Source organism: Stenotrophomonas sp. SMYL11 (assembly GCF_036320005.1).
Classification (GTDB): domain Bacteria; phylum Pseudomonadota; class Gammaproteobacteria; order Xanthomonadales; family Xanthomonadaceae; genus Stenotrophomonas; species Stenotrophomonas maltophilia_A.
In genome coordinates this window covers 26,935-53,600 of the sequence record NZ_JAWIRS010000022.1, presented here as the reverse complement: position 1 = coordinate 53,600, position 26,666 = coordinate 26,935, and the positions used below count along the sequence as shown (strand labels likewise).

The 26,666-nt window shown below is 67.0% G+C and carries 22 protein-coding genes; 4 read left to right on the top strand and 18 right to left on the bottom strand.

All coding sequences use genetic code 11. The features are described 5' to 3' along the window. Window positions 1–17: 17 nt before the first annotated feature. Genes V3B46_RS20665 through V3B46_RS20655 form a run of 3 tightly spaced genes read right to left on the bottom strand, consistent with a single transcriptional unit; the run spans window position 18 to window position 2,138 of the window. Window positions 18–581: a hypothetical protein gene (locus tag V3B46_RS20665; RefSeq protein ID WP_329892776.1), complete on the bottom strand. Its 564-nt coding sequence runs from the start codon at window positions 579–581 to the stop codon at window positions 18–20. Beyond that, entirely contained in the window at window positions 578–1,780 is a 1,203-nt protein-coding gene (locus V3B46_RS20660) for a M56 family metallopeptidase (protein ID WP_329892775.1), read from the bottom strand. Before V3B46_RS20660 ends, V3B46_RS20665 begins: the two co-directional genes overlap by 4 nt. Further along, window positions 1,773–2,138: a BlaI/MecI/CopY family transcriptional regulator gene (locus V3B46_RS20655; protein WP_010484077.1), complete on the bottom strand. Its 366-nt coding sequence runs from the start codon at window positions 2,136–2,138 to the stop codon at window positions 1,773–1,775. Before V3B46_RS20655 ends, V3B46_RS20660 begins: the two co-directional genes overlap by 8 nt. 118 nt (window positions 2,139–2,256) lie before the next feature. Here V3B46_RS20655 and V3B46_RS20650 point away from each other — a divergent pair, with 118 nt between their 5' ends. Together V3B46_RS20650 and V3B46_RS20645 are read left to right on the top strand one after the other, a co-directional pair. Further along, the gene (locus V3B46_RS20650) at window positions 2,257–2,814 is read left to right on the top strand and encodes a flavin reductase family protein (protein WP_329892774.1); all 558 of its coding nucleotides are present in this window, start codon (window positions 2,257–2,259) and stop codon (window positions 2,812–2,814) included. A gap of 34 nt (window positions 2,815–2,848) precedes the next feature. After that, window positions 2,849–4,801: an acetyl-CoA hydrolase/transferase C-terminal domain-containing protein gene (locus V3B46_RS20645; protein WP_154353280.1), complete on the top strand. Its 1,953-nt coding sequence runs from the start codon at window positions 2,849–2,851 to the stop codon at window positions 4,799–4,801. An 87-nt stretch (window positions 4,802–4,888) separates the two neighbouring features. Here the strand turns inward: V3B46_RS20645 and V3B46_RS20640 are convergent, their stop codons facing one another. The 14 genes from V3B46_RS20640 to V3B46_RS20570 all read right to left on the bottom strand — a co-directional run bounded on the left by V3B46_RS20640 (window position 4,889) and on the right by V3B46_RS20570 (window position 21,896). Further along, entirely contained in the window at window positions 4,889–5,194 is a 306-nt protein-coding gene (locus V3B46_RS20640) for a HigA family addiction module antitoxin (RefSeq protein ID WP_329892773.1), read from the bottom strand. 594 nt (window positions 5,195–5,788) lie between these two features. Next, entirely contained in the window at window positions 5,789–7,786 is a 1,998-nt protein-coding gene (gene tkt / locus V3B46_RS20630) for a transketolase (RefSeq protein ID WP_329892771.1), read from the bottom strand. 470 nt (window positions 7,787–8,256) lie between these two features. Continuing rightward, on the bottom strand, window positions 8,257–9,576 hold the full coding sequence (locus V3B46_RS20625; protein WP_329892770.1) for a dicarboxylate/amino acid:cation symporter: 1,320 nt from the start codon (window positions 9,574–9,576) through the stop codon (window positions 8,257–8,259). A gap of 57 nt (window positions 9,577–9,633) precedes the next feature. Beyond that, complete coding sequence (locus tag V3B46_RS20620; RefSeq protein ID WP_329892769.1) at window positions 9,634–11,349, bottom strand: BatD family protein; 1,716 nt, start codon at window positions 11,347–11,349, stop codon at window positions 9,634–9,636. Then, window positions 11,346–13,187, bottom strand: coding sequence for a tetratricopeptide repeat protein (locus V3B46_RS20615; protein ID WP_329892768.1), 1,842 nt, complete (start codon window positions 13,185–13,187; stop codon window positions 11,346–11,348). The genes V3B46_RS20620 and V3B46_RS20615 overlap by 4 nt, the downstream gene beginning before the upstream one ends. Continuing rightward, the gene (locus V3B46_RS20610; RefSeq protein WP_329892767.1) at window positions 13,184–14,188 is read right to left on the bottom strand and encodes a vWA domain-containing protein; all 1,005 of its coding nucleotides are present in this window, start codon (window positions 14,186–14,188) and stop codon (window positions 13,184–13,186) included. The genes V3B46_RS20615 and V3B46_RS20610 overlap by 4 nt, the downstream gene beginning before the upstream one ends. Continuing rightward, window positions 14,185–14,634, bottom strand: coding sequence for a DUF4381 family protein (locus tag V3B46_RS20605; protein WP_154353287.1), 450 nt, complete (start codon window positions 14,632–14,634; stop codon window positions 14,185–14,187). The genes V3B46_RS20610 and V3B46_RS20605 overlap by 4 nt, the downstream gene beginning before the upstream one ends. Next, a complete protein-coding gene (locus V3B46_RS20600) occupies window positions 14,631–15,560 on the bottom strand; it encodes a DUF58 domain-containing protein (RefSeq protein WP_329892766.1) in 930 nt (309 codons plus the stop codon). The genes V3B46_RS20605 and V3B46_RS20600 overlap by 4 nt, the downstream gene beginning before the upstream one ends. Window positions 15,561–15,568: 8 nt before the next feature. After that, entirely contained in the window at window positions 15,569–16,594 is a 1,026-nt protein-coding gene (locus tag V3B46_RS20595; protein ID WP_154353288.1) for an AAA family ATPase, read from the bottom strand. Window positions 16,595–16,766: 172 nt separating this feature from the next. Continuing rightward, window positions 16,767–18,740, bottom strand: coding sequence for a type IV pilus secretin PilQ (locus V3B46_RS20590; protein WP_049422631.1), 1,974 nt, complete (start codon window positions 18,738–18,740; stop codon window positions 16,767–16,769). A gap of 21 nt (window positions 18,741–18,761) precedes the next feature. Continuing rightward, complete coding sequence (locus tag V3B46_RS20585; protein WP_010484064.1) at window positions 18,762–19,268, bottom strand: pilus assembly protein PilP; 507 nt, start codon at window positions 19,266–19,268, stop codon at window positions 18,762–18,764. A 26-nt stretch (window positions 19,269–19,294) separates the two neighbouring features. Continuing rightward, window positions 19,295–19,951: a type IV pilus inner membrane component PilO gene (locus V3B46_RS20580; RefSeq protein ID WP_049400744.1), complete on the bottom strand. Its 657-nt coding sequence runs from the start codon at window positions 19,949–19,951 to the stop codon at window positions 19,295–19,297. Further along, window positions 19,948–20,838 carry a PilN domain-containing protein gene (locus V3B46_RS20575; protein ID WP_164171653.1) on the bottom strand — a complete coding sequence of 297 codons (891 nt, stop codon included), beginning with the start codon at window positions 20,836–20,838 and terminating at the stop codon, window positions 19,948–19,950. The genes V3B46_RS20580 and V3B46_RS20575 overlap by 4 nt, the downstream gene beginning before the upstream one ends. Then, complete coding sequence (locus V3B46_RS20570) at window positions 20,838–21,896, bottom strand: pilus assembly protein PilM (protein ID WP_010484061.1); 1,059 nt, start codon at window positions 21,894–21,896, stop codon at window positions 20,838–20,840. The genes V3B46_RS20575 and V3B46_RS20570 overlap by 1 nt, the downstream gene beginning before the upstream one ends. 219 nt (window positions 21,897–22,115) lie before the next feature. Here V3B46_RS20570 and V3B46_RS20565 point away from each other — a divergent pair, with 219 nt between their 5' ends. Both V3B46_RS20565 and V3B46_RS20560 read left to right on the top strand, forming a co-directional pair. Beyond that, the gene (locus V3B46_RS20565) at window positions 22,116–24,539 is read left to right on the top strand and encodes a penicillin-binding protein 1A (RefSeq protein WP_329892765.1); all 2,424 of its coding nucleotides are present in this window, start codon (window positions 22,116–22,118) and stop codon (window positions 24,537–24,539) included. A 291-nt stretch (window positions 24,540–24,830) separates the two neighbouring features. Beyond that, window positions 24,831–25,475: a hypothetical protein gene (locus V3B46_RS20560; protein WP_329892764.1), complete on the top strand. Its 645-nt coding sequence runs from the start codon at window positions 24,831–24,833 to the stop codon at window positions 25,473–25,475. A gap of 384 nt (window positions 25,476–25,859) precedes the next feature. On the opposite strand, the gene V3B46_RS20555 is transcribed toward V3B46_RS20560, so the two are convergent. After that, window positions 25,860–26,603, bottom strand: a complete 744-nt coding sequence (locus V3B46_RS20555) for a hypothetical protein (RefSeq protein WP_329892763.1) — start codon at window positions 26,601–26,603, stop codon at window positions 25,860–25,862. Window positions 26,604–26,666 lie beyond the last annotated feature (63 nt).

The window sequence follows — 26,666 nt, the reverse complement described above, 5'->3', positions numbered from 1 at the left end:
CCGGTCATCGCAAGCGGTCATTTTCCCTGCGTACGCACCACGTGCTGTCCCTTCACGATCTCGAAGGTGAAGGCATACTGCAGGGTGACCGCCACCGGCTCGACGCGCTCGGCGCCGCGACAGTCGCCACGGTCGGCAGGCACCTTGCCAGCCGCGAAGTGGCAGACCGCTGCGGACGAGTACTTCCACATCGCCACGGCTTCCTGCGCCGCCTGCAGCAGGGGCGCATTCTCGCCTGCAGCACCTGCCGCGCACTCAGGGCGATCGGTCAGCGGCACGCTGCGTTCGACACTGCCCTGTGCATCAACCACCACCTGCAGGCAGATGGTGGTCGGTGCCAGCTCCGCACGCGGGTCACGATCACCGACCTCCGGATCCGGCGCCGCGTACAACTGCGGCATCCGGTAGCCCTCGCTCGCGCCCAGCGAATACGTCTGCACTTTCCCGCTGCCGCCACCGGCCTGCGGCTGCAGGCGCTGATGGCCGACATTCTCGCTGCGGGTATCAACGGTGGTCAGGCGATCCTGGGTCGCGCATCCTGCCAACAGCGCCGCCATCATCAACAGCGGCGCGGTCTTCACTGGGAGTCCTCGGTGTTGTCCATGGCATAGGTGATCGGAATCTTCACAGCCCCTGCAACGGGCTTTCCGTTCTTTATCGCCGGACGATAGGTCCAGCTCCGCGCAGCGGCGATCGACACCGCATCGAACACACCCGGATTGGTTGCGCTGAGCACCTGGACGTCAGTCGGATGGCCCTTGGCATCCACTTCCACGCGCAGGTTCACCACGCCCACCTGGCGCTGCTCGAAGGCGGACTTCGGATAGGACGGCGGCGGCATCTTGTCGACCTCTATCTCCCGATCCATGGCGGCCCCTGTCTGGCCGTCTGCGGCTGCACCGCCCTGGCTGGCCCACGCCACCGCGCCCATTCCCAGACACAACCCGACCACCAGCACCTGCCCCGACACCCACGGCAATGCCTTCCGCTTGGACTGCTTCAACATGGCGATACGCTCCTTCAACACGGGTTGGCTGCGCCAATGGCAGACCGCTGGCGCAACCGGATGGACCAGCTGCGCCTTCAGCAGCGTGCTGGCGTAGAGACCGCGCAGCGCATGCTGCGGGGCAATGGTGCGGGCATCGCAGGCCAGCTCCTGGTCACGCAGGAATCGGCGGGCGGCCCACGGCAGAAGCGGATGGAACCAGAACACCGCGCGTGCCATCAGCAGCGCCCCATTGGCCCAGTGATCGCCATTGCGGCGGTGGCTGCGCTCGTGCTGCAGGATCAGGCCCTGTTCCTGTGCGGTGAACTGCTGGTCGAAGTCCGGGCCTACCACGATGCGCGGCCGCCACAGGCCGACCAGCGCGGGCAGCCCGGGATCAGCGCTGGCCTGCCAGCTGCCATCGGCACGTGCACGCAGTTGGCCCATGCCACGTTCAAAGCGCCGCTGCGCACGCAGATCGCGTAGCAGACAAAGTACCGCCCCCAGCGTCCATGCCAGCAGCAACAGCCCGGCCCACGGCAACGACTGCCCTGCCATGCCTTCGACGGCGCCGGGTACCACTTTCAGCGGCAGCGTTGGCACATGCTCCAGAAGGGCCACCTGCGGCAGCGGCAGCAGCAACGATGCCCCCAGCATCGGCAGCAGCCACCAGCTGCGGTAGGCCAGACCAGCGCCCCCCAATCGCACCAGCAGCGGCCGCATCACCGCCAGCAGGACCGCGCCCACCGCCAGCCACAGGCTGGCCTGCCACACTCCGTTGAGCAGCTCAGTCATGGTCCAGCTCCTGGATCAGTTTCTTCAGTTCGGCGATGTCCTGCGCACTCAACTGGCCGCGTTCGCTGAAGTGCGCAACCAACGGCGCAACGCGCCCTTCGAAGACACGACCGATGAAGTCCTGGCTCTGCGCCTCCACCCAGGCCTGCCGCTGCAGCAGCGGCCGGTACAGGTAGCGCCGGCCATCGCGCTCGGCGGCGATCGCGCCCTTGGTCAGCAGGCGGTTGAGCAGGGTCTTGATGGTCGGCTCGGCCCAGTCGCGGTGGGCCAGTGCGGCGACCACGTCATCGGCGCTACGCGGTGCCTGCTGCCATAGCACCTCCATCACAACGGCTTCGGCTTCGCTGATCGGGGTCATGGTTTACATCCGTAATCGACGAACCGATTACGCGCGTAATCTAATCGTCTGTCAAGCCCCTCGACTCCAGGTTCATCCCGGCTGCGCCAGCATCGATACCTCCCGCCCCAGGCCCCGGATGAAAGCGCTGCCCAAGAAGGATTTCCCGGTCGAGCAGGCCCGCCGCTTCCTCGAGCCCGGCCCGATCGTGCTGGTCAGCACGGCGTGGCGCGGCCAGCGCAACCTGATGACGATGGGCTGGCACATGGTGATGGGCTTCTCGCCTTCGCTGGTCGCCACCTACCTGTGGGAAGCAAACCACAGCCACGCGCTGGCCCGTGGCAGCGGCGAATGCGTGATCAACGTGCCCGGCGTGGAGCTGCTCGATACCGTGGTGGACATCGGCAACTGCAGCGGCCGCGAGGTCGACAAGTTCGCCCGTTTCGAGCTTGATGCGCTGCCTGCGCGCGAGGTCGGTGCACCGCTGGTCGGGCAATGTCATTCGTGCTTCGAATGCCGCTTGTACGACGACAGCCAGGTGACGTCGAACAACCTGTTCATCTGGGAAATCGTGCGCGCCCATGTTGCGCCCCGGCCGAAACTGCCGCGCACGATGCATTACCGGGGCGATGGGCAGTTCATGGTGTCTGGCGCCGAAGTCTCGCGTCGACGGCGGTTCAAGCCCGACATGCTGTAATGCCCGCACTCCCCCACACGCAGGACCACCGCGCATGACCGAACACCTCACCGACCTGGACGCCGCTGTCGACTGGTTGTTTGCGCGCGTGGACGGGCCGCTGCGGATCGGGGCACCGCTGGCACTGGGCAAGCCGCATCGGCTGCTCAATGCCCTTTACGCACGCGTCGAGCACGATCCGTCGCGGCCACTGCGGCTGTATACCGCGCTGTCGCTGAACCCGCCGAAGGCGCGCGGCAACGGCTTGGAAGCGCGCTTCATGACGCCGTTCGCGCAGCGCCATTTCGGCGACGATTTCCCGCGCCTGGCCTATGCCGATGCGATCGCGCGCGACGCGTTGCCGGCACATGTGCAGGTGGAAGAGTTCTACATGCAGTCCGGCGCCCTGCTAGGCTCGCGGCAGGCGCAGTCCAGCTATACCAGCCTGAACTACACCCACGCCGCCGATGCGGTGGCGCAGCGCGCGCCGCAGGTGATCGTGCAGAAGGTGGCGATGCGGCCGAACGACCGCCGGCTCTCGCTGTCGTGCAACAACGACATCACCCAGGACACGCTGGATGCGATGACCGCTCGTGGGCTGCCTCGCCCGCTGCTGATCGCCGAGATCGACCCGCAGCTGCCCTATATGGGTGGCTCGGCTACAGTCGATGTGTCGTTCTTCGATCTGGTGATCACCCCCCCACCGCCGTACCCGGCGCTGTTCGGCCTGCCGCGGCAGCCGGTCGGCGATGCCGACTACGCCATTGGCCTGTATGCCAGCACGCTGGTGCGCGACGGCGGCACCCTGCAGATCGGCATCGGCACGCTGGCTGATGCACTCAGCCATGCGCTGGTGCTGCGCCACACCGACAACGCACGTTACCGCCGCGTGCTGCATGCGCTGGATCCGCAGCTGGCCAGCCACCCGCTGGTGCAGGAGATCGGCGGCCTCGACCCGTTCGAAGTGGGCCTGTACGGCTGCAGCGAGATGCTCAACGAGGGCTTCCGCCGGCTGGTACAGACCGGCGTGATCAAGCGCAAGGTGCACGACGATCTGGCGCTGATGCAGCGCATCGAGAACGGCAGCACCCTGTCCATCGACCACGCCACCCTGGCTGCCGAAGGCGAGTACCTGCATGGCGCCTTCTACCTGGGCTCGCCGGAGTTCTACGAATGGTTACGCACGCTGCCGGAAGACGAATGCCGTGCGATCGGCATGCGCCGCATCAGCGAAATCAACCAGCTCTACGGCGGCAACGAGACGCTGGAACGCCTGCAGCGCCGCCACGCGCGCTTCTTCAACTCCTGCATGATGGCCACCGCGCTGGGCGCAGCGGTGTCCGATGCGCTGGACGATGGGCGCGTGGTGTCCGGCGTGGGCGGCCAGTACAACTTCGTGGCGATGGCACATGCGCTGCCGGAGGCCCGCAGCGTGCTGATGTTCCGCGCCGCGCGCGATGACAAGGGCCAGCGCGAATCCAACGTGCGCTGGAACTACGGGCATACCACCATCCCGCGCCACCTGCGCGACATCTACCTCAACGAGTACGGCATCGCCGACCTGCGCGGCCTGACCGACGAGGACTGCGTGCATGCGATGACTGCAATCACCGAGGCCCCGTTCCAGGGTGGCCTGCTGCAGCAGGCACACGCCTCGCGCAAGCTGCTGGCGGCCACGCAACCGGATCCGGAGCGCCAGCAGCGCAACACGCCGCAGGCACTGGCCGCGGCACTGGCCCCATTCCGCGTCGATGGCAGCCTGCCCGACTATCCGTTGGGCAGCGACTTCAACGAGATCGAGCAGGTGCTGGTGAAAGCGCTGGGCTGGCTGAAGGCCAACACGCAGACCCGCGGCGACAAACTGCGTACCGTCTGGGCAGCGCTGCGGCAACCGGCTGGCGACGGCGATGCGGTGTACCTGCAGCGCATGGGCCTGCAGGCGCCGAAGGATTTCGCCGAGCGCCTGGACGCGCGACTACTGCGCCTCGCACTGGCACGCACCGCCTGAAAAAGGGGACGGAGGGGATCAAGTCGCTTGTGCACAAACGACTTGATCCCCTCCGCCCCCTTTTTCTCATCCATACGTGGCGCGGATCTACTGCCCGATTCTCACTGCATCCTCAAGATACAGTCGGGCAATCGGTGGATGTTCTCGATGCTCGACCTGCCACAGGTCATAGGCGGCCTGCATCGCCAGCCACATACGAGCGCTGCCCAGACCCGCAAGTTCAAGACGGTACGCGAGTTCCGCGGAGATGCCGGCGTGCCCATTGATGACGGTCGACAGCTGTCCGCGCGAATAGCCAAGATGCTGTGCCAGCGCACTGATCGACATGCTGATCGCCGGCAGGATGTCTTCGCGCAGCGACTCTCCGGGATGCGGTGGATCATGCAACGGCATCGAGCAGACTCCTAGTGGTAATCAAGGTAATCGACCAGTTCGACGTCCAGCCCACGAAAGCGGAACACCAATCGCCAACTCGCCGAGACACTTACAGCCCAGTAGCCGCTATAGCTCCCGCGCAGGGGTGCAGGCGATTTCCGGGCAGCCCCATGTCTCCAGGCAGCCGGGCTTGATCCAGCTGCAGAAGCAAACGCCGCAACCGAGCCACATGATCGGCACGGACTCCGGAAATGTCGCCCCGCTCATAGAGCGCCTTCAGGCCCTTGTGCCTGAAGCTGACGATCATGCGGCGCCAGTGTAAGGCATCACCTTACACCCCGCAAATCCACCATGGGTTTCTGCGCCGCTCTTCTTGTCCATGACTACTTCCGGGGGTACCTCGGCAGGCCCTCCTTTTCGCAAGGAATGCAGGCTAGATGAAGAGGCCAACGCGACACTGGTGCCGCAGGGCGCAACATGCCGGACGAAAAAAGGACGGAGGGGATTAAGTCGTTTGTGCAAAAACGACTTAATCCCCTCCGTCCCCTTTTCTCTCGAGCAAAGAGAAGGCCAGCTTGCGCCGGCCTTTCCCTTCCTGCTTTGCGAGGCTGCTTACAGCGCCTTGGCCGCTTCCACCACGTGGGCGGTGGTGATGCCGAAGTGCTTGTACAGCTGGTCGGCCGGGGCCGAGGCACCGAAGGTGTCGATACCGATCACCGCACCGTCCAGGCCAACGAACTGGCGCCAGAAACCGGTGACGCCGGCTTCCACCGCAACGCGCTTGCGCACGGCGTTCGGCAGCACCGATTCACGGTAGGCCGCATCCTGGCGCAGGAACACGTCGGTGGACGGCATCGAGACCACGCGGGTCTTCAGGCCGGCGGCATCCAACTGGGCCTTGGCTTCGGTGGCCAGCGACACTTCCGAACCGGTGGCGATCAGGATCACGTCCGGGGTGCCGGCGGCATCGGCCAGCACGTAACCACCGCGCTCGATCTGGGCGATCTGCTCGGCGTTGCGCGGCTGGTGCGGCAGGTTCTGGCGGCTGAACACCAGGCAGCTCGGACCATCCTGACGGGTGATCGCAGCCTTCCAGCTCACCGCCGACTCGACCGCATCGCACGGACGCCACACGTCGTTGTTCGGGATGTAGCGCAGCGAGGCCAGGTGCTCCACCGGCTGGTGGGTCGGGCCGTCTTCGCCCAGGCCGATCGAGTCGTGGGTGTAAACGTGGATGGCGTGGGCCGGGATCAGCGCGCTCATGCGCACGCCGTTGCGGGCGTAGTCGCTGAACACCAGGAAGGTGGCGTCGAACGGAATGAAACCACCGTGCAGGGCCAGGCCGTTGGCGATGGCGGTCATGCCGAACTCGCGCACGCCGTAGTACACGTAGTTGGCGTTGGCGTCGTCGCTGGCGACCGACTTGCTGCCCTTCCACAGGGTCAGGTTGGAGTGCGCCAGATCGGCCGAGCCGCCGACGATTTCCGGCAGCAGCGGCGCGTAGGCTTCGATGGCCAGCTGCGAGGCCTTGCGCGAGGCGATCGTCGGGCCTTCAGCGGCCACCTGGGCGATGTAGGCATCGGCCTTGGCAACGAAGTCGGCCGGCAGTTCGCCGTGCGAACGGCGGGTCAGCTCGGCGGCTTCGCTTGGGTACTGGCTGGCGTACTTGTCGAACAGCTGTTCCCACTCGGCCTGGCGCAGGGTGCCGGCGCCATTGGCGCGCCAGCCGTCGTAGATGGCCTGCGGGATCTCGAACGGGCCGTATTCCCAGCCCAGCTGCTTGCGGGTGGCTTCCAGCTCGTCCTTGCCCAGCGGTGCGCCGTGGCTGGATTCCTTGCCCGCCTTGTTCGGCGAACCAAAACCAATGGTGGTGCGGCAGCAGATCAGGGTCGGCTTGTCGCTCTGCGACAGCGCGGCCTCGATGCCGGCCTTGATGCTTTCCGGGTCGTGGCCGTCGACATCACGCACCACGTTCCAGCCATAGGCCTCGAAACGCTCCGGGGTGTTGTCGGTGAACCAGCCCTCGACGTTGCCGTCGATGGAGATGTGGTTGTTGTCCCAGAAGCAGACCAGCTTGTGCAGGCCCCAGGTACCGGCCAGCGACGCGGCTTCATGCGACACGCCTTCCATCAGGCAGCCATCGCCCATGAACACCCAGGTGCGGTGGTCGACCACTTCCAGCTCCGGGCGGTTGAAGCGCTGTGCCAGCAGCTTCTCGGCCAGGGCGAAGCCCACGGCATTGGCGAAACCCTGGCCCAGTGGGCCGGTGGTGGTTTCCACGCCCGGGGTCTCGTGGCGTTCCGGGTGACCGGCGGTGTGGCTGCCCAGCTGGCGGAACAGCTTCAGCTGCTCGATCGGCAGGTCGTAACCGCTCAGGTGCAGCAGCGCGTACTGCAGCATCGAACCGTGGCCGTTGGACAGCACGAAACGGTCGCGGTTGAACCAGTGCGGGTTGCTCGGGTTATGGCGGAGATAGTCGTTCCAGAGGACTTCGGCGATGTCGGCCATGCCCATGGGCATGCCGGGGTGGCCGGACTTTGCGGTTTCAACCGCATCGGCGGCAAGGAAGCGGATGGCGTTGGCCAACTGGCGACGGGTAGGCTGCGTCATGGTTCTGTCGGAATCGGGAGGCGGCCGCGGACGTGCGGGCGGCCTATTGTCCCATAGTCGCCGGGCGGGGGGTCAGTTCCACTTGCCCGGTAGAGCTGGCCGCTGGCCGGCAACTGCGCAGAATTCAACGAAGATCATGAGGGTGCCGGCCAGCGGCCGGCACTACCGCCCCCGGAGTCCGGGGGCGGCGCCATAGGCGCGGGGGCGTGGAGGCCGGTAAGGGGGCCCACGATTCGCATAGCGAAACGTGGGAGCGGCAGCGCGCATGCGATGACGCGTACCCGGCCAGCGGCCGGCAACCGCCCCCGGAGTCCGGGGGGCGGCGCCATAGGCGCGGGGGCGTGGAGGCCGGTGAGTGGGGCCCACGATTCGCATCGCGAAACGTGGGAGCGGCAGCGCGCATGCGATGACGCGTACCCGGCCAGCAGCCGGCACTACCGCCCCCGGAGTCCGCGGGCGGGACTCCGGTCTCAGTCCTGCTGCGGGCCCAGCGCCGGGCCGTCGTGGGACTCGCCCTTGGCCACCAGGGTGGTCAGGGCCAGGTCGCCGGTCACGTTCAGCGCGGTACGGCACATGTCCAGGAAGTGGTTCACGCCCAGGATCAGGCCGATGCCCAGCGGGTTCACGCCGACCATGGCGCAGATCATCGCCACCACCGGCAGCGAGCCCGACGGCACGCCGGCCGTGCCGATGCCACCGAGGATGCAGACCGCCATCACCATGATCTGCTGGCCGATGCTCAGGTCCACGCCGAAGAACTGGGCCAGGAAGATCACCGTCACGCCCTCGAACAGCGCGGTGCCGTTCTGGTTGGCGGTGGCGCCCACGGTCAGCACGAAGCGCGACACGCGCTGTGGCAGGCCCATCTGGTCGGCCACGCGCAGTGCGGTCGGCAGGGTGGCGTTGCTGGAGGCGGTGGAGAACGCCATCACCGTCGCTTCCTGGGTATCGCGGAAGAACGACAGCGGCGAACGCCCGGACAGCCACACCGCGGTACCGTAGGTCACGAACATGTGCAGGCCCAGCGCCAGCACCACCACGCCCACGTAGGCGCCCAGGCGGATGATCAGCTCGAAACCGAACAGCGCGGCCAGGTTGAACATGAAGCAGGCCACTGCATACGGGGCCAGGCGGATGACCAGGTTGATCAGGGTCATCGAAATTTCGAACACGCCTTCGATGGCGCGGCGCAGCGGGGCGACCTTCTCGTTGTCGGTCAGCACCATGCCGATGCCGAACATCAGCGCGAAGAACATCAGCGACAGGATCGCGCCGTTGTCAGACGCGGCCTGCAGCACGTTGCTCGGCACGATCGACAGCAGCATGTCCATGCCCTTTGGCGTGCCATGGATGCCCGCAACGATTTCCTTGCTGCGTTCGGCGTTCTCCGACAGCATCATCGCGGCGACCTGCGGGTCGACGCCGACACCCGGCTTGAGCAGGTTCACCAGCACCAGCCCGATGCCCACGGCAATGCCGGACAGCAGCACGGTATAGGCCAGGGTCTTCCAGCCGATGCGGCCAAGGGCGCGGATGTCGCCCATCTCCGACACACCCATGATCAGCGCCGAAAAGATCAGCGGCACGATCAGCATGAAGATCAGGTTGAGGAACAGGCCCGAAGCCGGGGTGGTGACGTAGTCCATTACCCACTTGGCACCGGCCTGCAGACCATCGACGCTGCCGCCCAGGGCGTGCACGATCAGTCCCAGGATCAGGCCGATCGCAAAGCCGATGCCCATCTTCCAATGCAGGGGCAACTTCTTCTTGTCGGCAGCAGCTGCTGTCATGCGCGGGTTTCCTCGAAAAATGAATGCACTCTAACAAAGCGCGCAAGCGGCGCCGGTTCAGGTTTGCCGCGGCGGATACAGCGGCGCCAGGCCAGTGTCAGCGGTCGTCACTGCCGCCGACCAGTGCGGTCCGTCACGGAAGACCTCGCGCAGGCGTGTGCGCAGCGGCGTCAGATCACCCTGCCCGCCCCATCGGGCCTGCTGCAGCTCCTGCAGCACCTGGCGCTGGGCCGGGTCATCGAGCCGCGTGATGACCTGCTCGATGCGTTCGACGCCGGCCATCGCGCACAGTTGTGCTTCCACCTGATCAATCCCTTCACCATCCAGCGCGCGGCGCAGTTCGGCCACGCCTGCACGTCCAGTCGCCACAGCCGGCACAGCGCCCTTGGCCGCCACGGGCGCCGCCACGCGCGGGCGACGGCCTCGCTGCCAGCCCCACAACAGCGTCAGCAGCCACAGCAACGCCAGGCCGATGGCGGCGCCCATCCACGGCCATGGCCGCTCGGACAAACCACTGGCGCGCGGATCGGTCGCCGCGATACGGCTGTCCTGGCCATCGCCACCCGGCAGCGCCGCATCGGTGTCGATCGGCGGCAGCGGTGCAGGTGACGCACTGCCTCCCCCGTTACCGGCCACCACGGCCAGCGTCAGGTCCGGCAGCTTCGCTTCCTGTGCCTTGCCATTGCGCACGTCCCACCACGGCAGGCGCGGCCCCGGCACCACCAGCGAACCCGGCTGGCGCGGCACGATCGAATAGCGGCGGGTGATCTTCAGCCGCGGCGTACTGCCATTGAAGGTCTCTTCGTACTGCGCAGGTTCGGCGAACACCTGCGCGGCGTTGCCGACGTCGGGCACCGGTAGATCGGTGAACTGCGCGCGGGTAGCGCCTTCGGCAATCGCCTCCACCACCACGTTGGCCGCCTCACCGGTACGGGCGCTGGTCGGTGCACTGGTGTAGCGCAGCTGCAGGCTCTGCAGCGGCAGCCATGGCTGCGGCGCCTGTGCCGGTTGCGCCTGCACCTGCAACGTGCGGTCCGCGCCAGTGGCATTCATGCGCCCGTCGCCGCCGCCGAAGAAATCGTCGAAGAAGCCACCGGCACTGCGCCCGCTGAAGCGCGCACCGGCCAGCCGAAGTGCACCGCTGCGCTCGGGGATCAGCAGGAAGCGCCGCTCGACCACGTTGTAGCGGCGGCCGTTGACCTGTCGCACATCGGTGCGGTCATCGCCCACCCGCTGCAACGACGCGCCGGCCGGTGTATCCAGCACCAGTTCGCCGGAGGCCAGCTGCGAGGCGAAATACAACCGCACCACCACGCCTACGCTCTGCTGCACATACGGTGTCTCGTCATCGACAGCGGTTTCGATGAACGCCACCGCATTGCTGTCCGGACCGGCCACGGCAGCGGCATCCACCTGCAGGGTCAACGGTGCGGTTCGTACGCTGCCCACCTGCAGGCCCGGCACCACCAGTGCACCGCTACGCCGTGGCGTGAGTGCCACGCCATACAGATTGCGCTGCTGCATGCTGCCGTTGCTCCACGCTACCTGGCGGCTGCTGGTCTGCCCACTGAGGTCGAAGTCGGTGCGCAACGGTGTGAAGTCAGGGGCGCCCTGGTCGCTCTCGACATTGAGCGTGACCGTGTCGCCCATCGCGATGCGGTCGCGGTCCAGCCACGCACGCGGCTGCGCCCAGGCCAGCAGCGGCAGCCACAGCAGCAGCGCCGCCAGTACCTGTCGGGGCCAGTGCCCGTGCATGTTGATCGCCCGCGTCATCGCCCTTCCCTCTTCCTGCGTTCGTTTTCCAGCTGGAACTTGGCCCGCAGCAATGCGCCCGGATCATCCGGCACGCGCCGCATCCACGCCTCCACCGCCTGCTGCTCTTCGCGTTGGCGTGGGGTGGTGCCGTCGCTGCCTGGCACGGGCTTGCCATCCTGATCGCCCTTGCCCTCACGTGCCTGCTGCATGGCCTGCTGCATGCGCTGGCGCTGCTGCTCATCAGCCTGGGCCTGCGCCTTGGCATCCTCCACCTGTGGTGGCGCCTGCTGTCCATCGCGGCCGCGCTCGCCGGGCTGCGGGCTCGACTGGTTCTTGTCGTCACCGGGATTGGGCTGGCCCTGCTGGCCCGACTGCGGCTGGCCCTGGCCGGGATTCTGCTGGCCCTGCTGCGGCTGCTGGCCCTGCGGATTCTGTTTGCCCTGCGAATCGTCCTGCTGCTTCTGCTGGCCGCTCTGCTGTGGCTTCTGCTGGGCCTGGCCTTTGCCACCACCGGACTGCTTGCGCTTGCGCGCGGCATCGACCACCGCACGGTTGGCCACCGCATCGGCCATGCCGGGATTCAGTGCCAGCGCGCGGTCGTAGGCGGCAATGGCTTCGTCGTAGTTGCCCTGGCGGGCCAGCGTATTGGCCAGGTTGTACCAGCCCGCATCGCTGTCGATGCCCTCGAACTGCTTGCGGGCACTGGCGAAATCACCGTTTCGGTAAGCCTGCGCACCTTCGGCCAGACGCTGGTGCTGCACCTGGTCGGCGCGCTTCCACAGCGTGCCCTGCGCCGGCGGTGCAGCAGGCACCGCGGGCGCCTGCGCCTGCACATCACTCATCCATGGCAGCAGGCCCACCGCCAGCACCGCCGCCAGCAGCGCGCGGCGACGGAAAGCGAGCAGCGCCAGCAGCATCACCGGTGGCAGCAGCCAGAACCCTTCATCACGCCATTGCTTGCCCTCGCCGGGCCGCTGCGCTGCAGTACCTTCGCGTGCATCAAGTACGCCCAGCGCACGCAGGTCACTGTCATCGGTGGCAATGCGGGCATAGCGGCCTCCGCCTGCGGTCGCCACCGCACGCAGGCTGCCTTCATCCAACGCGGCCTGGCGGATCTGTCCGCTGCCATCGCGATAGGCCGCACCGGTGGGCGTACCCAGCCCCAGTACCGACACCTGCAGGCCGAGGCTGCGCGCCTGCGCTGCGGCCAGTGCCGCTTCATCGTCCGCCTGATCACTGACCAGCAGGATCTGCCCCCGCAATGCCCCGATCTGGCGCATCAACCGCGTCGCCCAGTCGATGCCGCGGTCGGCGCGTTGTCCGTCACGTGGCATCACATCCGGCGACAGCGCGTCCAGATACAGCGCGACGTTGCTGCCGTCGTCGGTCAGCGGTGCCACGGTGTAGGCATCCTCGGCATAGACCACCAGGCCCACCTGCCCCCCCTGGCGGGCACGCAGCAGCTCGCCCACTTTCGCCCGAGCCTGCAGCAGGCGCGACGGCGGCAGATCGGTGGCATTGATCCGGCTGGACAGATCCAGCACGACCAGCAGCGGTGCGCTGGCCTGCAACATCGGTTGTGCCTGCTGCCGCCAACTCGGCCCGGCCATGGCCAGCGCTGCCAGGGTCCAGCCCAGCAGCACGGCCCACGGCAGGCGTGCACGACGGCGCGTGCCAGCCGCCAGCAGATGCGGCAGCAGGTGCGCATCCACCGCTGTTCGCCACACATCGCTGCGCCGCTGTCGGTACAACGCCACCGCGATGATCAGCGGCAGCGCCAGCAACGCCCACAGCCATTCCGGGCGCAGGAAGTGCAGCGCGTTCCAGTCAGGAAGATTCGAAGCAAGCGCGATCATCGGCGACGCTCCGGCCACAGCCAGGCCAATGCGCCCAGCAGCAAGGCCAGGCCCAGCGGCCATGCATAGCGTTCCTCTCGAGGTCGCAGGCTTGGCCCCTTCGCAGCGATCGGCTCCAGCCGGTCCAGTTCGGCATAGATGCCGGCCAGCTGCGCGGTATCGCGGGCGCGGAAGAACTGGCCGCCGGTCATGCTCGCGATCTTCTTCAAGGTAGCCTCGTCGACCGGATCCTGGTCGGCGGAAATGGGAATGCCGAACAGGCGCATGCTGCCATCACCGCCAAAGGCGACGGTGTGGATACGCACGCCTTCGGCACGCGCGACTTCGGCGGCACGCAGCGGTTCCAGCACGCCGGCATTGCTGACGCCGTCGGTCAGCAGAATCAGCACGCGCTGGCCTTCGGGCTGGCTGCGCAGGCGCTTCACCGCCAGGCCGATGGCATCACCGATGGCGGTCTCGCGCCCGGCCAGGCCGACCACGCTGTCGCGCAGCTGGTCGCGCACGCTGGCCAGATCGGCCGTAAGCGGCGTCAGCGTGTAGGCGCGGTCGCCGAAGATCAGCAGGCCGATGCGATCACCGGCGCGGCGATCGAGGAAGTCGGCCAGCACCGCCTTCGCGGCAGTAAGGCGATCCACCGCCTGCCCGCCCAGCACCATGTCGCCCTCGCCCATGCTGCCGGACACGTCCATCGCCAGCATCATCTGCCGGCCCTCCTGCGGAGGCATGATCGCTTCACCCAGCTGTTGCGGGCGAGCCAATGCGACGCACAGCGCGCACCAACCCAGCCACAACAGCAGCGTGCGCAGCCACGACACATCAACGCGGCCGCCACCGGCCAGCGCTTGCAGTTCCGTCGCCGCATAGGGCACCCGCAGCGCAGCGCCTGGATCGGCACGACGCTTCCACCAGCGCATCAGCAACGGCAGCGGCAGCGCCAGCAACGCCAGCGGCCACGCCAGCTGCAGGTCCGGCCATGGCCAGTAACTTGCCAGCAGGTTCATCGGCGCCGCTCCAGCAGCATGGTCAGGTAGCGCTCGCGCGCCCAGCTGCGCAGCGCCGCCACATCGTTGGCGTCCACCCGTGGGCGATAGGCGCCTTCCGCCAGCAGACTGCGGCGTGCCGCGGGCAGCGTGCCTTTCGGATCCACGCGCTGCCACCAGGCATCATCGCGCAGGGATTCACTGCCGGGCTGTGACTGGCGTGCGGCGCGACGCAGCAGTCCGGCGATCGCTGCCAGTTCCGCAGCAGCATCGGCGGTGGATGCCAGCTCCTGATCGAACAGCTGCAACCAGCGTTGGCGGCGACGGCGACGCTGCCACCAGAAGAAGGCCGCCACCACCAGCAACAGCAGCACCACGCCGCCGATCATCAGATAGCCCGGTGCCGGTGGCCACCACGATGGAGCGGGTGGCACCTGCACATCGCGCAGCGGCAGGTTCGCGCTCATGCCGGCACCTCGGTCGGTGATGGCGCCAGCCAGGCATCACTGGGCGCGTCGGTGGAGAGCACCTGCACATCGACGCGGCGCGCTCCCAGCTGGCGCCGCAGGTCCTGCAGCGGTTCGACGAAGTGGGCCTGCCAATGGGCCTGGACCTCGCTGCGTCGCAGGTCGAGGCCGATGCGCTGCTGCAGGGTCTGGAACTGCAGCGCGGCTGACGGAGGCTGCAGTTCCAATGGATCCACCAGCAGCACCAGGCTGAGGTCGTGGTGCTGGGCCAGCGCACTCCAGCGCGCCGGCGGAATACGGATGGCCTGCTGCGGATCGGCCAGCACCAGCACACGTGCACCTGGGCGCAGGACGCGACCTGCATGGTCCAGCGCACGTTCCAGGCCAAGGTCATCGGCCGGGGGCTGCGCATACCAGCGGGTGAGCGCGTCCAGCACGCGCAATACGCCGCGCGGGCCGCCTGCCGGTGCAATCGGTGGTTCACGGTCGCTGCCACGCAGGGCTCCGATGCGATCGCCACGACGCTGCGCCGACCACGCGGCGACGGCGCCCGCGCGTGCAGCCTGCACTGATTTGAAGCGCACGCGGGTACCGAAGTACAGGGCCGGTGAGGTATCGGCCACGATCAGGCTGACCCGCTCGCGTTCGGCCTGGAACAGCTTGGTGTGGGCACGTCCGGTACGCGCGGTCACCCGCCAGTCGATATGCCGTGCATCATCACCGGCCACGTACTCGCGTGACTCGGCATATTCCATGCCACGCCCGCGCAGTGGCGACGGCGCCTGCCCGGCGTTGCCGGCGCGGCCACGGCGTGGCGGCGGCGGTCGCTGTGCAAGGCGGCGCAGGGCCACCAGTTCGGACAGTTGCGGGCGCAGCCCGTCACCGTCACTGACGGTGGAGGCGTGGTGCAGGGATGGATCGGTCATGCGCAGGCTCAGGGTGCCGGCACCCGGGCCAGCAGCTCCTGCACCAGGCGCTCACCATCCCAGCCTTCGGCAGTGGCCTCGTAGCTGGGCAGCACGCGATGGCGCAGCACGTCGGCAGCAACCGCACGCACGTCATCAGGGGTGACGAAGTCGCGGCCGGCCAGCCAGGCGCGCGCGCGCGCGCAGCGTTCGAGCGCGATGGAACCGCGCGGGCTGGCGCCCCATGCAATGCGGCGGCCAAGGCCACCGTCATAGCGCGATGGATCACGTGAGGCCAGCACCAGCTCGATCAGGTAGCGTTCCAGCGCCGGCGCCATGTGCAGGTCCAGCACTTCGCGGCGGGCATCGAACACATCCTGCATCGGCAGCTTTTCCGGCGCTTGTGCGGCTTCGCCCAACGCACCACGGGCGCGCTCGCGAGCCAGGCGCAGGATCTCCGATTCGGCGGCCTGGTCCGGGTAGCCGATGCGTACATGCATGAGGAAACGGTCCAACTGCGCTTCTGGCAGCGGGAAGGTGCCTTCCTGCTCGATCGGGTTCTGCGTGGCCATCACCAGGAACAGCGGCGGCAGCGCGTAGGTGTGGCGGCCCACGGTGACCTGGCGCTCGCCCATCGCTTCCAGCAGTGCCGACTGCACCTTGGCTGGCGCGCGGTTGATTTCATCGGCCAGCAGGATCGGATGGAAGATCGGGCCGGGTACGAATTCGAAGCGGCCTTCCTGCGGGCGCCAGATCTCGGTGCCGGTCAGGTCGGCCGGCAGCAGGTCCGGGGTGAACTGCACGCGGGCGAAGTCGGCCTCCAGGCGCGAGGCCAGCGCGCGGATCGCCGTGGTCTTGGCCAGGCCCGGAGCGCCCTCCACCAGCAGGTGGCCATCGGCCAGCAGCGCGATCAGCAGGCGTTCGACCAGCGCGGCCTGGCCGACGATCTCGGCCGACAATGCGTCGCGCAGCTGGCTGAAAGCGGCATGCAGGCGGGAGGTGGCCGGCGCGGGCGGCGGCGAGACGGTTTCGGGCATCGGCGGTGGCAGGTTCATGGGGGCCTTTGACCGGCGCGGGACGGCACGGGTTCCCGACATCATCGCAGGGTGCCCTGCGAATGGCATCAAGAACGGCTGAACGGCCCATCCACGCATGGCGTGGATCGACTGGCGGAAACGCAGAAGGGCCGCGCAGGGCGGCCCTTCTGCATTTCGCGGAGGCGCGGGCTCAGTTCTGCTTGGCCACGCGCAGCACCTTCGGGGTCACGAACACCAGCAGCTCGGCCTTGTCCTTGTTGCGGCCGCGCTTCTTGAACAGGTTGCCCAGGAACGGCACGTCGCCCAGGAACGGCACCTTGCTGATGCTGCTGCGGTCGGTGAACTCGTACACACCACCGATGACCACGGTCTGCCCATCCTCGACCAGCACCGCGGTGTTGACCTCACGGCGGTTGATCGACGGTACCGTGCCGTAGCCCTGCAGTTCGATCAGCCGGTCGACTTCGTCCTTCTTCACCTGCATGTTGAGGAACACGCGGTTGTCATTGGTGATGGTCGGAGTCACCCGCAGTTCCAGCACCACTTCCTTGAACTGCACGTTCGGGGTGGAACCGGCGCCACCGGCAGCACCGGTGCCGCTGATGGTGACGTAGCCGATTTCCTTGCCCTGCTTGATCATCGCCTCGCGCTGGTTGGTGGTGACCACGCGCGGGTTGGAGATCACCTCACCCCGCGACTCTTCCTGCATGGCCGACAGCTCCACGTCCAGCAGGTAGCCTGCGTTGAGGATCGACAGCGCCAGCGAACCCGGATTGCTGGCCGTAGCCACCGGCAGGTTCCAGTTCAGGCCACGCTTGATGGTCGGGCCGCTGGGAATCGGCGCCGGGCCGACGCTGCCACCGGCCTGCCACTCACGGACCGCCTTGGCGTTGGCCAGTGCGGTATCGACCTGCGACTTGCGCGTTTCCTCGTTGGCAGCGAGGCTGCCGCTGAAGTACACGTTGTCGCGGCTGCCGCTGATGCCAAACTTCGCACCCAGCTCGCGGGCGAAGGTGTCGGTCGCAATGACGATGCGGCTTTCGATCAGCACCTGGTCGACCGGGCGGTCGATCACACTGATCAGCTCACGCATGCGCGCGATCTTCTTCGGAATGTCGCTGATCATCAGCGTGTTGGTGCGCTCGTCGGCGACGATGCGGCCCCGCCCGGACAGGAAGCCACTCTCCTCCTGCGACGAGCCGCCACCACCGCCATTGCCGCCACCACTGCCGCCACCGATGCCCTTGGCCTCGGTCAGCGCTTTGAAGATCTGCGTGGCGCTGTGGTAGTTGATCTGGACGTAATCGGTGACCAGGTCTTCGCGGTTCTCGATGGCGATGCGCGCGTCTTCCTTCTCCTGCTCGAACTTGGCCAGCTCAGCCTGCGGAGCGACCCAGATCACGCTGCCATCGCGACGCTTGTCCAGGCCCTTGGCACGCAGCACGATGTCCAGTGCCTGGTCCCACGGCACGTTGACCAGGCGCAGGGTCACGTTGCCCTGCACCGAATCGGAGGCCACCACGTTGAGATTGGATTCCTCGGCGATCAACTGCAGCACGGTGCGCACCGGCACGTCCTGGAAGTTGAAGGTCACCGGCTTGCCGGTGAAACCGCGCTGGCCGACGGCCTTGGCGGCCTGGGTCACGCTGCCGGCGGTGACTGCACCGACAGCGGCCGGCGCCTGCCGCGGGCTGATCTCCACCACGTATTCGTTGCCACTCTGGTAGGCCAGCGACTCCACCGCGCCACCGGTGCTCAGCACCAGCTGGGTACCGGCACCGGACGGCTTGGCGTCAATGCGCTGCACCGGCGTGGCGAAGTCGATGACGTTCATCGGCTTCTGCAGGTTGGCCGGCAGTCGGGCGTTACCGACATCGACCACGACGCTGTTGCCCTGCGTACGCAGGTCCGGAACCGCGCCCTGGCCGTCGAACTGGACGATCAGGCGCCCGGCGCCATCATCGCCGCGCTTGAAATCGATCTTGGCCACCGACAGGCCGGCCGGCGCTGCGGCCGGTGCCACGGTGGCGCCCACCGGCTTTTCCGCCGGTGCGGCGGCCAGCGCCGGAGCGCAGGCCAGCATCAGCGCGACTCCCAACGCGCTGACACGGTTCAAGGTAAAGCGCCGGATGGGACGCAGCCCCTTGGCTTGGTGAAAGGTCATCGTGCTATCCCCAGTAAACGATCATTGATCTTCAAGCGAGAGCGTTGCCGGCCGTTCCAGCCAGCCGCCCGCGCCATCCGGCACCAGTTCGATCAGCTCCACGTGGTCTTCGAAGACCGCCGTGACCCGCCCGTCGCTCTGCCCCAGGTAGCCGCCCGGGCGTACCCGGTAGGTCACCTTGTCCGGCCCCATCACCAGCGCCACGGTGGCGGCTCCGGTGCCGATGGTGCCGACCATGTCCAGTGCGTCCAGCGGGAAGCCTTCCAGCGGCTCCTTGCGCCGGTTCGGATCCGGACGCAATCCGCCATTCCCCTGCTGCGGATTGGTCCAGGCATCGGTGAACGGGTCGCGCAGACCCTGTGCGGAGTATTCAAAGGTTTCGAACTGCTGCATCACCGGCAGCGGCTCCAGCGGCTGCGCCGGTCGCGCACGCTCGCCTTCCACCCACTTTTCAAGATTCGGCGCATCACCCGGCGTGCTGGTCACATCGCGGCCGCACGCGGCCAGCATCAGCACGACGGCAGCCATCCCACAACGCGCAAAGAGGGAACGGATCACTTCTTCTCCTCCTTGCCGGCGTCAGCCGCCTGCTGTGCCTGCACCTCGGTCTCATCCAGATAGCGATAGGTCTTGACCGTGCCGGACAGCTCCAGCGCACCGCTGCGGGCGTTGCCGCTGGTCTTGTCCTTGGGCTTGAGGTTGATGTCGTGCATGGTCAGGATGACCACGCGCGGCAGCGACGCCACGCCACTGACGAAAGCACCGAACTGGTGGTAACTGCCCACCATGCGCAGCTTGATCGGCTTCTCGGCGTAGAACTCCTTGACCTGCTCCTGCTCCGGCTCGAACAGCTCGTTGGTCAGACCGCTGGACAGCGCAGTCTGCGAGATGTCGATGATCAGGTCCGGCATTTCGGTCTTGCTGGGCAGCTGCCGCAGCATCTGCTGCAGCACCTGTTCCATCTGTGCCAGCTGCTGCTTCAGCGGCGCCAGGTTCACCGCACGCTCCTGCTGCTTGGTGAACTCCGAACGCAGCTCGACTTCCTTCGATTCCAGGCCGGCCAGTTCCTCGCGCTTGCCACTGATCAGCAGCATCCACGCCACGAACATGATCACCAGCGCCAACAGCGAGCAGAAGACGATCTTGGCCTTCTGCGGCCAGTTGCCGATGTCGTTGAAATCCAGGTTCTTCAGATCGATTTTCTGGCTCATGCGCGATCCCCCTGCAGCGGGGCGTTGAAGGCCTGCGGCGGCTGCGCCAGGCGGCTGCCCTCGGGCTTCGGCGCAGGCTTTGCAGCCGGGGCTGCCGGCTGGTTCGGCGTGGCCGGGGTGGCAGCAGGTGCGTTGACCGGCGCGGCGGCGGGTGCGGGTGCAGCCGGTGCAGCAGCGGGCTGGCCGGCGACCGGTGCCGCAGGTGCCGCTGCATCCGGGCCGGCTGCAAGCGGTGCCACTGTGGGCGGAGCCGGCGTTGCCACCGAACCATCGGCGTTGAGGCCTGGCGTACCGGCCACTTCCTCACTCTGTGCCGGCAGCTTCACCTTGACCACAAACACATAGGGCAGCGCCTTGATGTCGGCCAGCGGGCCCACCTTTCCGTCCTTGTCCTTCTCGGGATCACGCGCTTCGATGATCGACAGTTCCGGGTTGGTCATCCAACCGGAGGTCTCCAGGTTGCGCATGTACGCCGAAACACGGGCATTGGACTGGGTGCGGCCTTCCAGGGTCAACACGTCGCCTTCCTGCTTCAGCGCGGTCAGCACCAGGCCATCGGGAATCGTGCGCACCAGCGCATCGAACAGGTGCACCATCTGCGAGCGCTTGGCCTGCAGTTCCTCGATCACCTTCTTGCGGGCCAGCAGGCGTTCCTTCTGCGCGTCGAGGCGGTCGATCTCCTTGTTCTGTTCCTTGACCTTCTCGATCTCGGCTTCCAGATAGGCGTTGCGGTCCATCTGGCCGCTCACCTGGCGGTCGTAGTAGAACCAGATCACCAGCGACAGCAGCAGGCCACCGATCGCGGCCATGCCCAGCATTGCGTAGAACTCGCGCTGGCGTTGCTTGCGCCGCTCGGCGCGCCAGGGCAATAGATTGATGCGTGCCATCAGTCGAAGCTCCTCAGCGCCAGACCGGTTGCGATCATCAGCGCGGGGGCGTCCTGGGCCAGCGCATGCGCGTTCACCTTCGGCCCCAGGGTCATCTGCGCCAGCGGGTTGGCGACCACGGTCGGCACGCCCAGCTGTTCCTCGACCATTTCCGGCAGCCCGCCCAGCACGGCGCAGCCGCCGGCCAGCACGATGTGATCAACGCGGTTGAACTCGCTGCCTGCGTAGAAGAACTGCAGCAGGCGGCTGATCTGCTGGACCGTGGCTTCCTTGAACGGCTCCAGCACTTCCATCTCGTAGCTTTCCGGCAGCCCGCCCTGGCGCTTGGCCAGGCCGGCTTCCTCGTAGCTCAGGCCGTAGCGGCGCATGATCTCGTCGGTCAGCTGCTTGCCACCGAACACCTGTTCGCGGCTGTACAGGCTGCGGCCGCCGCGCAGGACATTGAGGGTGGTCATGGTGGCACCGATGTCGACCAGCGCGACCACACCCTCGATGGATACCGGCAGCTCGCTGGCGACCAGGGCATAGGCGTTCTCGACCGCGAAGGCCTCCACGTCCATCACCTTGGCCTGCAGGCCACCCAGCTCCAGCGCCGACTGGCGCAGTTCCACGTTCTCCGAACGCGACGCGGCCAGCAGCACCTGGACCATCTCCGGGTTGTTCGGGATTGCCCCGATCACCTCGAAGTCCAGGTTCACTTCCTCGATCGGGTACGGAATGTAGTTGACCGCTTCCAGCTCGATCTGGGCTTCCATGTCGTTCTCGTCGAGCTCGGCCGGCATCGGGATCACTTTGGTGATCACCGCCGAACCGGCGACGGCGGCAGCGGCCAGCTTGGCCTTGCTCCCCGAGCGGTTCATCGCACGGCGGATGGCCTCACCCACGGCCTCCACTTCCACGATGTTCTTCTCCACCACCGCATTCGGCGGCAGAGGTTCCACAGCGTAATGTTCCACACGAAAACGGTTGCCACTGCGGGACAGCTGCAAAAGCTTTACCGCAGTCGAACTGATGTCGACGCCTACAAGCGGCGACTGACTTTTTGGGATGAGCCCCACGGTTTCTCCCCTGCCGACGGGCACTTGGGCGCAAGACCTGCGCCCGAGCATTAATAACGTATTCTTAGCAAATGGCAACGGCCCTGCTGTGAAGTCCCTCACGGATTCACCATGCAGCCCCTGACTGTTCCCTTTGCGCTCCCCGGCGGCGACCCCAGCCGCCACCTTGCGTAATCTATACTCTGCGACCACGAAATTCGCAATCGGAATCTGAACCCGATGACTCGACTCCGCCGCTGGCTGCGCTGGATCTTCCTGATTGTCCTGGTCCTGGCGCTGATCGGCGCGGCCGCCGTAGGCGGTCTGTATTACGCCGTGTCCTCCAAGCTTCCCGACGTGCAGACCCTGCGCGACGTGGAAATGCAGGAGCCGATGTACGTCTACGCTGCCGACGGCAAGCTGATGGCGGTGTTCGGCGAGACCCGGCGTACCCCGATCACCATGAAGGACGTGCCCGAGCGCCTGAAGCAGGCCTTCCTGGCCACCGAGGACGCCCGCTTCTACGAGCACGGCGGCGTGGACTACATGGGCATCGGCCGTGCGGTGTGGCTGCTGGCCACCACCAACGACAAGCGCGTGCCGGGTGGCTCCACCATCACCCAGCAGGTGGCCCGCCAGTTCTTCCTCAGCTCCGAGTACAGCTACACCCGCAAGCTGGCCGAGATCCTGCTGGCGCGGAAGATCGAGTCCGAGCTGAGCAAGGACGAGATCTTCGAGCTGTACCTGAACAAAAGTTTCTTCGGCAACCGCGCCTACGGCGTCGCCGCCGCCGCCGAGTTCTATTACGGCAAGAAGCTGAACGAGCTGGACCTGGACGAGATGGCCTCGCTGGCCGGCATCCCCAAGTTCCCCTCCTCCGGCAACCCGATCTCCAACCCGGAACGTGCCCGCCAGCGCCGCGACAACTACGTGCTGCAGCGCATGGCCGACCTGAAGTTCGTCAGCCAGGCCGAGGCCGATGCGGCCAAGGCCGTGCCGATGCACGCCACCCCGCATGAGCCGCCGGTTGAGGTGTACGCCCCGTACGTGGCCGAGCTGGTGCGCCAGGAAATGATCGCCCGCTTCGGCGGTGACGTGGTCAACAAGGGTTACCACGTCACCACCACCATCGATGCCACCCTGCAGGAGTCGGCCAACTTGGCCGTGCGTGACGGCCTGCTGCTGTACGACCACCGCCACGGCTGGCACGGCGTGGAGAAGCAGGTGCAGCTGGGCGCCGGCGATGACGCCGCTGCCTTGGCCGAGCACCTGCGCGGCATGTTCGGCCAGGCCGGCCTGCTGCCGGCCATCGTCGCCAGCACCGGCGCCGATGGCAGCGCCACCGTGGTGCTGGCCAACCGCACCGAGATCGTGCTGCCGGCTGGCGCCGCCAAGTGGACCAACAAGACCCCGGGCAAGCTGGTGCAGCGCGGCGACATCGTGCGCGTGCGCGCCGGTGCCAAGGAAGGCGAGTGGCTGCTGGACCAGATCCCGCGCGGCCAGTCAGCACTGGTCTCGCTGGATGCCCATAACGGCGCGTTGAAGGCGCTGGTCGGTGGCTTCAGCTTCTCCGGCAACAAGTTCAACCGCGCCACCCAGGCCCGTCGCCAGCCGGGTTCGAGCTTCAAGCCGTTCGTCTATGCGGCCGCGTTCGACAAGGGCTACAACCCGGCCTCGATCGTGCTCGACGCCCCGGTCGTGTTCCGCGACCGCCGTGGCAAGACCTGGGCCCCGCAGAACGACGGCGGCGGCTTCCGCGGCCCGATGCGCCTGCGTGAAGCACTGGTGCAGTCACGCAACCTGGTCTCGGTGCGCCTGCTCGATGGCATGGGCGTGGACTACGCGCGCAAGTACATCAGCGAGTTTGGCTTTGCCGAATCCGAGCTGCCGCCGAACCTGTCGATGTCGCTGGGCACCGCTTCGCTGACCCCGCTGTCGGTGGCTCGCGGCTACGCCGTGTTCGCCAATGGCGGCTCGCGCGTGGACACCTGGCTGATCGACCAGGTCAATGACCGCGACGGCAACCTGGTGTTCAAGGAAAACCCGGCGCTGGCCTGCCGCGACTGCGCCGGCAGCAGCGGCCAGCCGGTCAACCAGGTGGTGGACGGCTTCAACTTCGGCGCCCCGACCCCGAAGGTGGATCCGGCTGCTGCCGCCACGGCCGAAGCCAAGACCGAAACCCCGGCCGCGCCGGTCAACCCCGATGCCCGCACCGCCCCGCGCGCGATCGACGCCCGCACCGCCTACCAGCTGGTGTCGATGATGCGCGACGTGGTCCAGCGCGGTACCGGTGCCCAGGCCAAGGTGCTCGGCCGCGAGGACGTGGGCGGCAAGACCGGCTCCACCAACGACCACCGCGACGCCTGGTTCTCCGGCTTCGGCGGCCCGTACGTGACCACCGTGTGGGTGGGCCGCGACGACTTCCGCTCGCTGGGTTACCGCGAATACGGTGGCAAGGCCGCCCTGCCGATCTGGATCGACTACATGCGCACCGCGCTGAAGGACACCCCGATCGCGCAGAACGAGCCGCCCAGCGGCATGGTCCAGGCCACCCTCAACGGTGCGACCGAGTGGGTGAAGGTGGAAGACATGGACCGCCTGACCGACTACGACCTGAACCTCAATACGCCGCAGGCCGACGCCGCCGCGTTCGATATCTTCTGAGGAAGGGTGCAGCGGGTGCCGCTCTGGTAGATGCCAACCTTGGTTGGCACCGATGCGGCTCTGGTAGCTGCCAACCTTGGTTGGCGCCTCGTGCCGACCAAGGTCGGCATCTACCAAAGCGTGGGTGGGGCCAACCTTGGGCACCGATGCTGCCCTGGTAGCCGCCAACCTCGGTTGGCGCCCCGTGCCGACCAAGGTCGGCACCCACCAAAGCAGTTGCATCCGCCATACCCACGCAGATGTCACATCCGTGCGCTAGTCTGTAGCCAGGTCGCAACAGGGAGTCATCGCATGCATCGCGCCCGTCAGCATGCTGCCAGCCAGACCCGCGAGCGGCGCCACCGCCTCGCCCACGAAGCCGCCCGCCTGATGGCCGAAGGCGGCATCCGCGACTACCACCAGGCCAAGTTGAAGGCCGCCAGCCGGCTCGGCATCCACGACGATGCCTCCCTGCCCCGCAATACCGAGATCGAAGACGCCCTGCGCGAGTACCAGCGGCTGTTCTCTGGGCCCCAGCACGGCAACGAACTGCAGCGCCGCCGTGAAGCCGCGATGCGTGCCCTGGAGTTCCTGCACGGCTTCTCCCCGCGCCTGGCCGGTCCCGTACTGGACGGCACCGCCGACGCCAACAGCCCCGTGCAGCTGCACCTCCACAGTGACGACCCGGAAGCCGTGCACCGCTTCCTGGACGAACACGGCATCCCCGCCGAATCGCGCACACGCCGCCTGCGCATGGACCGCGAGCGCTGCCTGGACGTGCCGGTGTGGGTGTTCAGTGCCGAAGAGCTGACCTTCGACCTGGCGGTGTTGCCGTATGACGCCCTGCGTCAGGCACCGCTGTCACCGGTGGATGAGAAGCCGATGCGACGCGCGTCGGTGGCACAGCTGCGGCAGGTGCTGGCCGAAGCGGAGATCACCGCGTATATCGGCAGGTGACGGTAGCGCCGGCCCATGGCCGGCGAGCGCAGCGGTGCCTGCCTTGGGTGGGTGCGGACCGTTGGTCCGCACTGCGCTTCAGGCATTTCGATGGCTGACCGGAGAGCAGTCGAGCATGGCTCGACTCTACAGGGGCGCTGCACCCGTGTTTGGTAGGTGCGGACCGCTGGTCCGCACTGTGCTTCGTGCATTTCGATGACTGAGCGGAGAGCAGTCGAGCGTGGCTCGACTCTACAGGGGCGCTGCACCCGTGTTTGGTAGGTGCGGACCGCTGGTCCGCACTGTGCTTCGGGCATTTCGATGGCTGAGCGGAGAGCAGTCGAGCAAGCTCGACTCTACAAAAGCGGTGTTACCTGCTCTGGCAGGTGATGCCCATCATGCGCGCTACCAGACAAAACGGGTATCGCGCAGCGGGTCGCTGAGCAGCCGCGGCAACCACGGTGCGGGGGCACGCTGCGGATATTCCCGCATCATCTGTGCGTGCATGGCCTGCAGCTCCCGCAACACCCAGGACTGGTAGTAGATGTCGTTGAACCCATCCGACCAACCACTCTTCACCCGCTCATGCTCGTCTGCCTCCAACGGCGGCATCTGGTCCAGCGGCACCTCCAGGATCGTCGCCAGCGCAGCGTTGATCTGCGCATTCTCAACACCCGCCTGGCGCACGTAGTCCAACCGATCCAGCACCCGCCGGCAATCGTAGGGAAAGCACCCACCTGTGGCCATGATGTAGTCAGCGATGTCCGCCAGCATGTCGGCTTTCAGCCGCCACACCACTTCGCTGTCCATCACCTGCCGTACCCGCATCGTGCGCAGCGTGCTTGCCCGTACCTCCTCCGGCGTAGTGAACGGGGCACCCGGCGTGCTGCCCGCGTGGCGCACCAGCACGATGCGATGGATCGCCTCCCTGGTGACACCCTCGATGCGCAGCGCCGCTGTCTCCGGGTGCACGCGCGGCGTCGGCACGCTCAACATCCGCCACATGTACCACAGCACCAGCAACAGACCGGCGATGCACAGCCCGCTCATCAGCGTCCACAGATCCAGGTTCCGCGTGTAGTAGCGATAGCGCGCCCGCCAGATATAGAACGTGCGATAGCTGATGATTCCCTTTACCCATCTGTACATCGCCATCTCCTGGGCGAGGACCCCGGCGCGGCGGGGTGGATTACGCGCGTCACGCCGGGGCTC

Bases quoted from the DNA above. Each gene is read 5' to 3' on its own strand.
- V3B46_RS20660 (WP_329892775.1), bottom strand. From the start codon at position 1,780: ATGACTGAGCTGCTCAACGGAGTGTGGCAGGCCAGCCTGTGGCTGGCG.
- V3B46_RS20655 (WP_010484077.1), bottom strand. From the start codon at position 2,138: ATGACCCCGATCAGCGAAGCCGAAGCCGTTGTGATGGAGGTGCTATGG.
- V3B46_RS20650 (WP_329892774.1), top strand. From the start codon at position 2,257: ATGAAAGCGCTGCCCAAGAAGGATTTCCCGGTCGAGCAGGCCCGCCGC.
- V3B46_RS20645 (WP_154353280.1), top strand. From the start codon at position 2,849: ATGACCGAACACCTCACCGACCTGGACGCCGCTGTCGACTGGTTGTTT.
- V3B46_RS20640 (WP_329892773.1), bottom strand. From the start codon at position 5,194: ATGCCGTTGCATGATCCACCGCATCCCGGAGAGTCGCTGCGCGAAGAC.
- tkt (WP_329892771.1), bottom strand. From the start codon at position 7,786: ATGACGCAGCCTACCCGTCGCCAGTTGGCCAACGCCATCCGCTTCCTT.
- V3B46_RS20625 (WP_329892770.1), bottom strand. From the start codon at position 9,576: ATGACAGCAGCTGCTGCCGACAAGAAGAAGTTGCCCCTGCATTGGAAG.
- V3B46_RS20620 (WP_329892769.1), bottom strand. From the start codon at position 11,349: ATGACGCGGGCGATCAACATGCACGGGCACTGGCCCCGACAGGTACTG.
- V3B46_RS20615 (WP_329892768.1), bottom strand. From the start codon at position 13,187: ATGATCGCGCTTGCTTCGAATCTTCCTGACTGGAACGCGCTGCACTTC.
- V3B46_RS20610 (WP_329892767.1), bottom strand. From the start codon at position 14,188: ATGAACCTGCTGGCAAGTTACTGGCCATGGCCGGACCTGCAGCTGGCG.
- V3B46_RS20605 (WP_154353287.1), bottom strand. From the start codon at position 14,634: ATGAGCGCGAACCTGCCGCTGCGCGATGTGCAGGTGCCACCCGCTCCA.
- V3B46_RS20600 (WP_329892766.1), bottom strand. From the start codon at position 15,560: ATGACCGATCCATCCCTGCACCACGCCTCCACCGTCAGTGACGGTGAC.
- V3B46_RS20595 (WP_154353288.1), bottom strand. From the start codon at position 16,594: ATGAACCTGCCACCGCCGATGCCCGAAACCGTCTCGCCGCCGCCCGCG.
- V3B46_RS20590 (WP_049422631.1), bottom strand. From the start codon at position 18,740: ATGACCTTTCACCAAGCCAAGGGGCTGCGTCCCATCCGGCGCTTTACC.
- V3B46_RS20585 (WP_010484064.1), bottom strand. From the start codon at position 19,268: ATGGCTGCCGTCGTGCTGATGCTGGCCGCGTGCGGCCGCGATGTGACC.
- V3B46_RS20580 (WP_049400744.1), bottom strand. From the start codon at position 19,951: ATGAGCCAGAAAATCGATCTGAAGAACCTGGATTTCAACGACATCGGC.
- V3B46_RS20575 (WP_164171653.1), bottom strand. From the start codon at position 20,838: ATGGCACGCATCAATCTATTGCCCTGGCGCGCCGAGCGGCGCAAGCAA.
- V3B46_RS20565 (WP_329892765.1), top strand. From the start codon at position 22,116: ATGACTCGACTCCGCCGCTGGCTGCGCTGGATCTTCCTGATTGTCCTG.
- V3B46_RS20560 (WP_329892764.1), top strand. From the start codon at position 24,831: ATGCATCGCGCCCGTCAGCATGCTGCCAGCCAGACCCGCGAGCGGCGC.
- V3B46_RS20555 (WP_329892763.1), bottom strand. From the start codon at position 26,603: ATGTACAGATGGGTAAAGGGAATCATCAGCTATCGCACGTTCTATATC.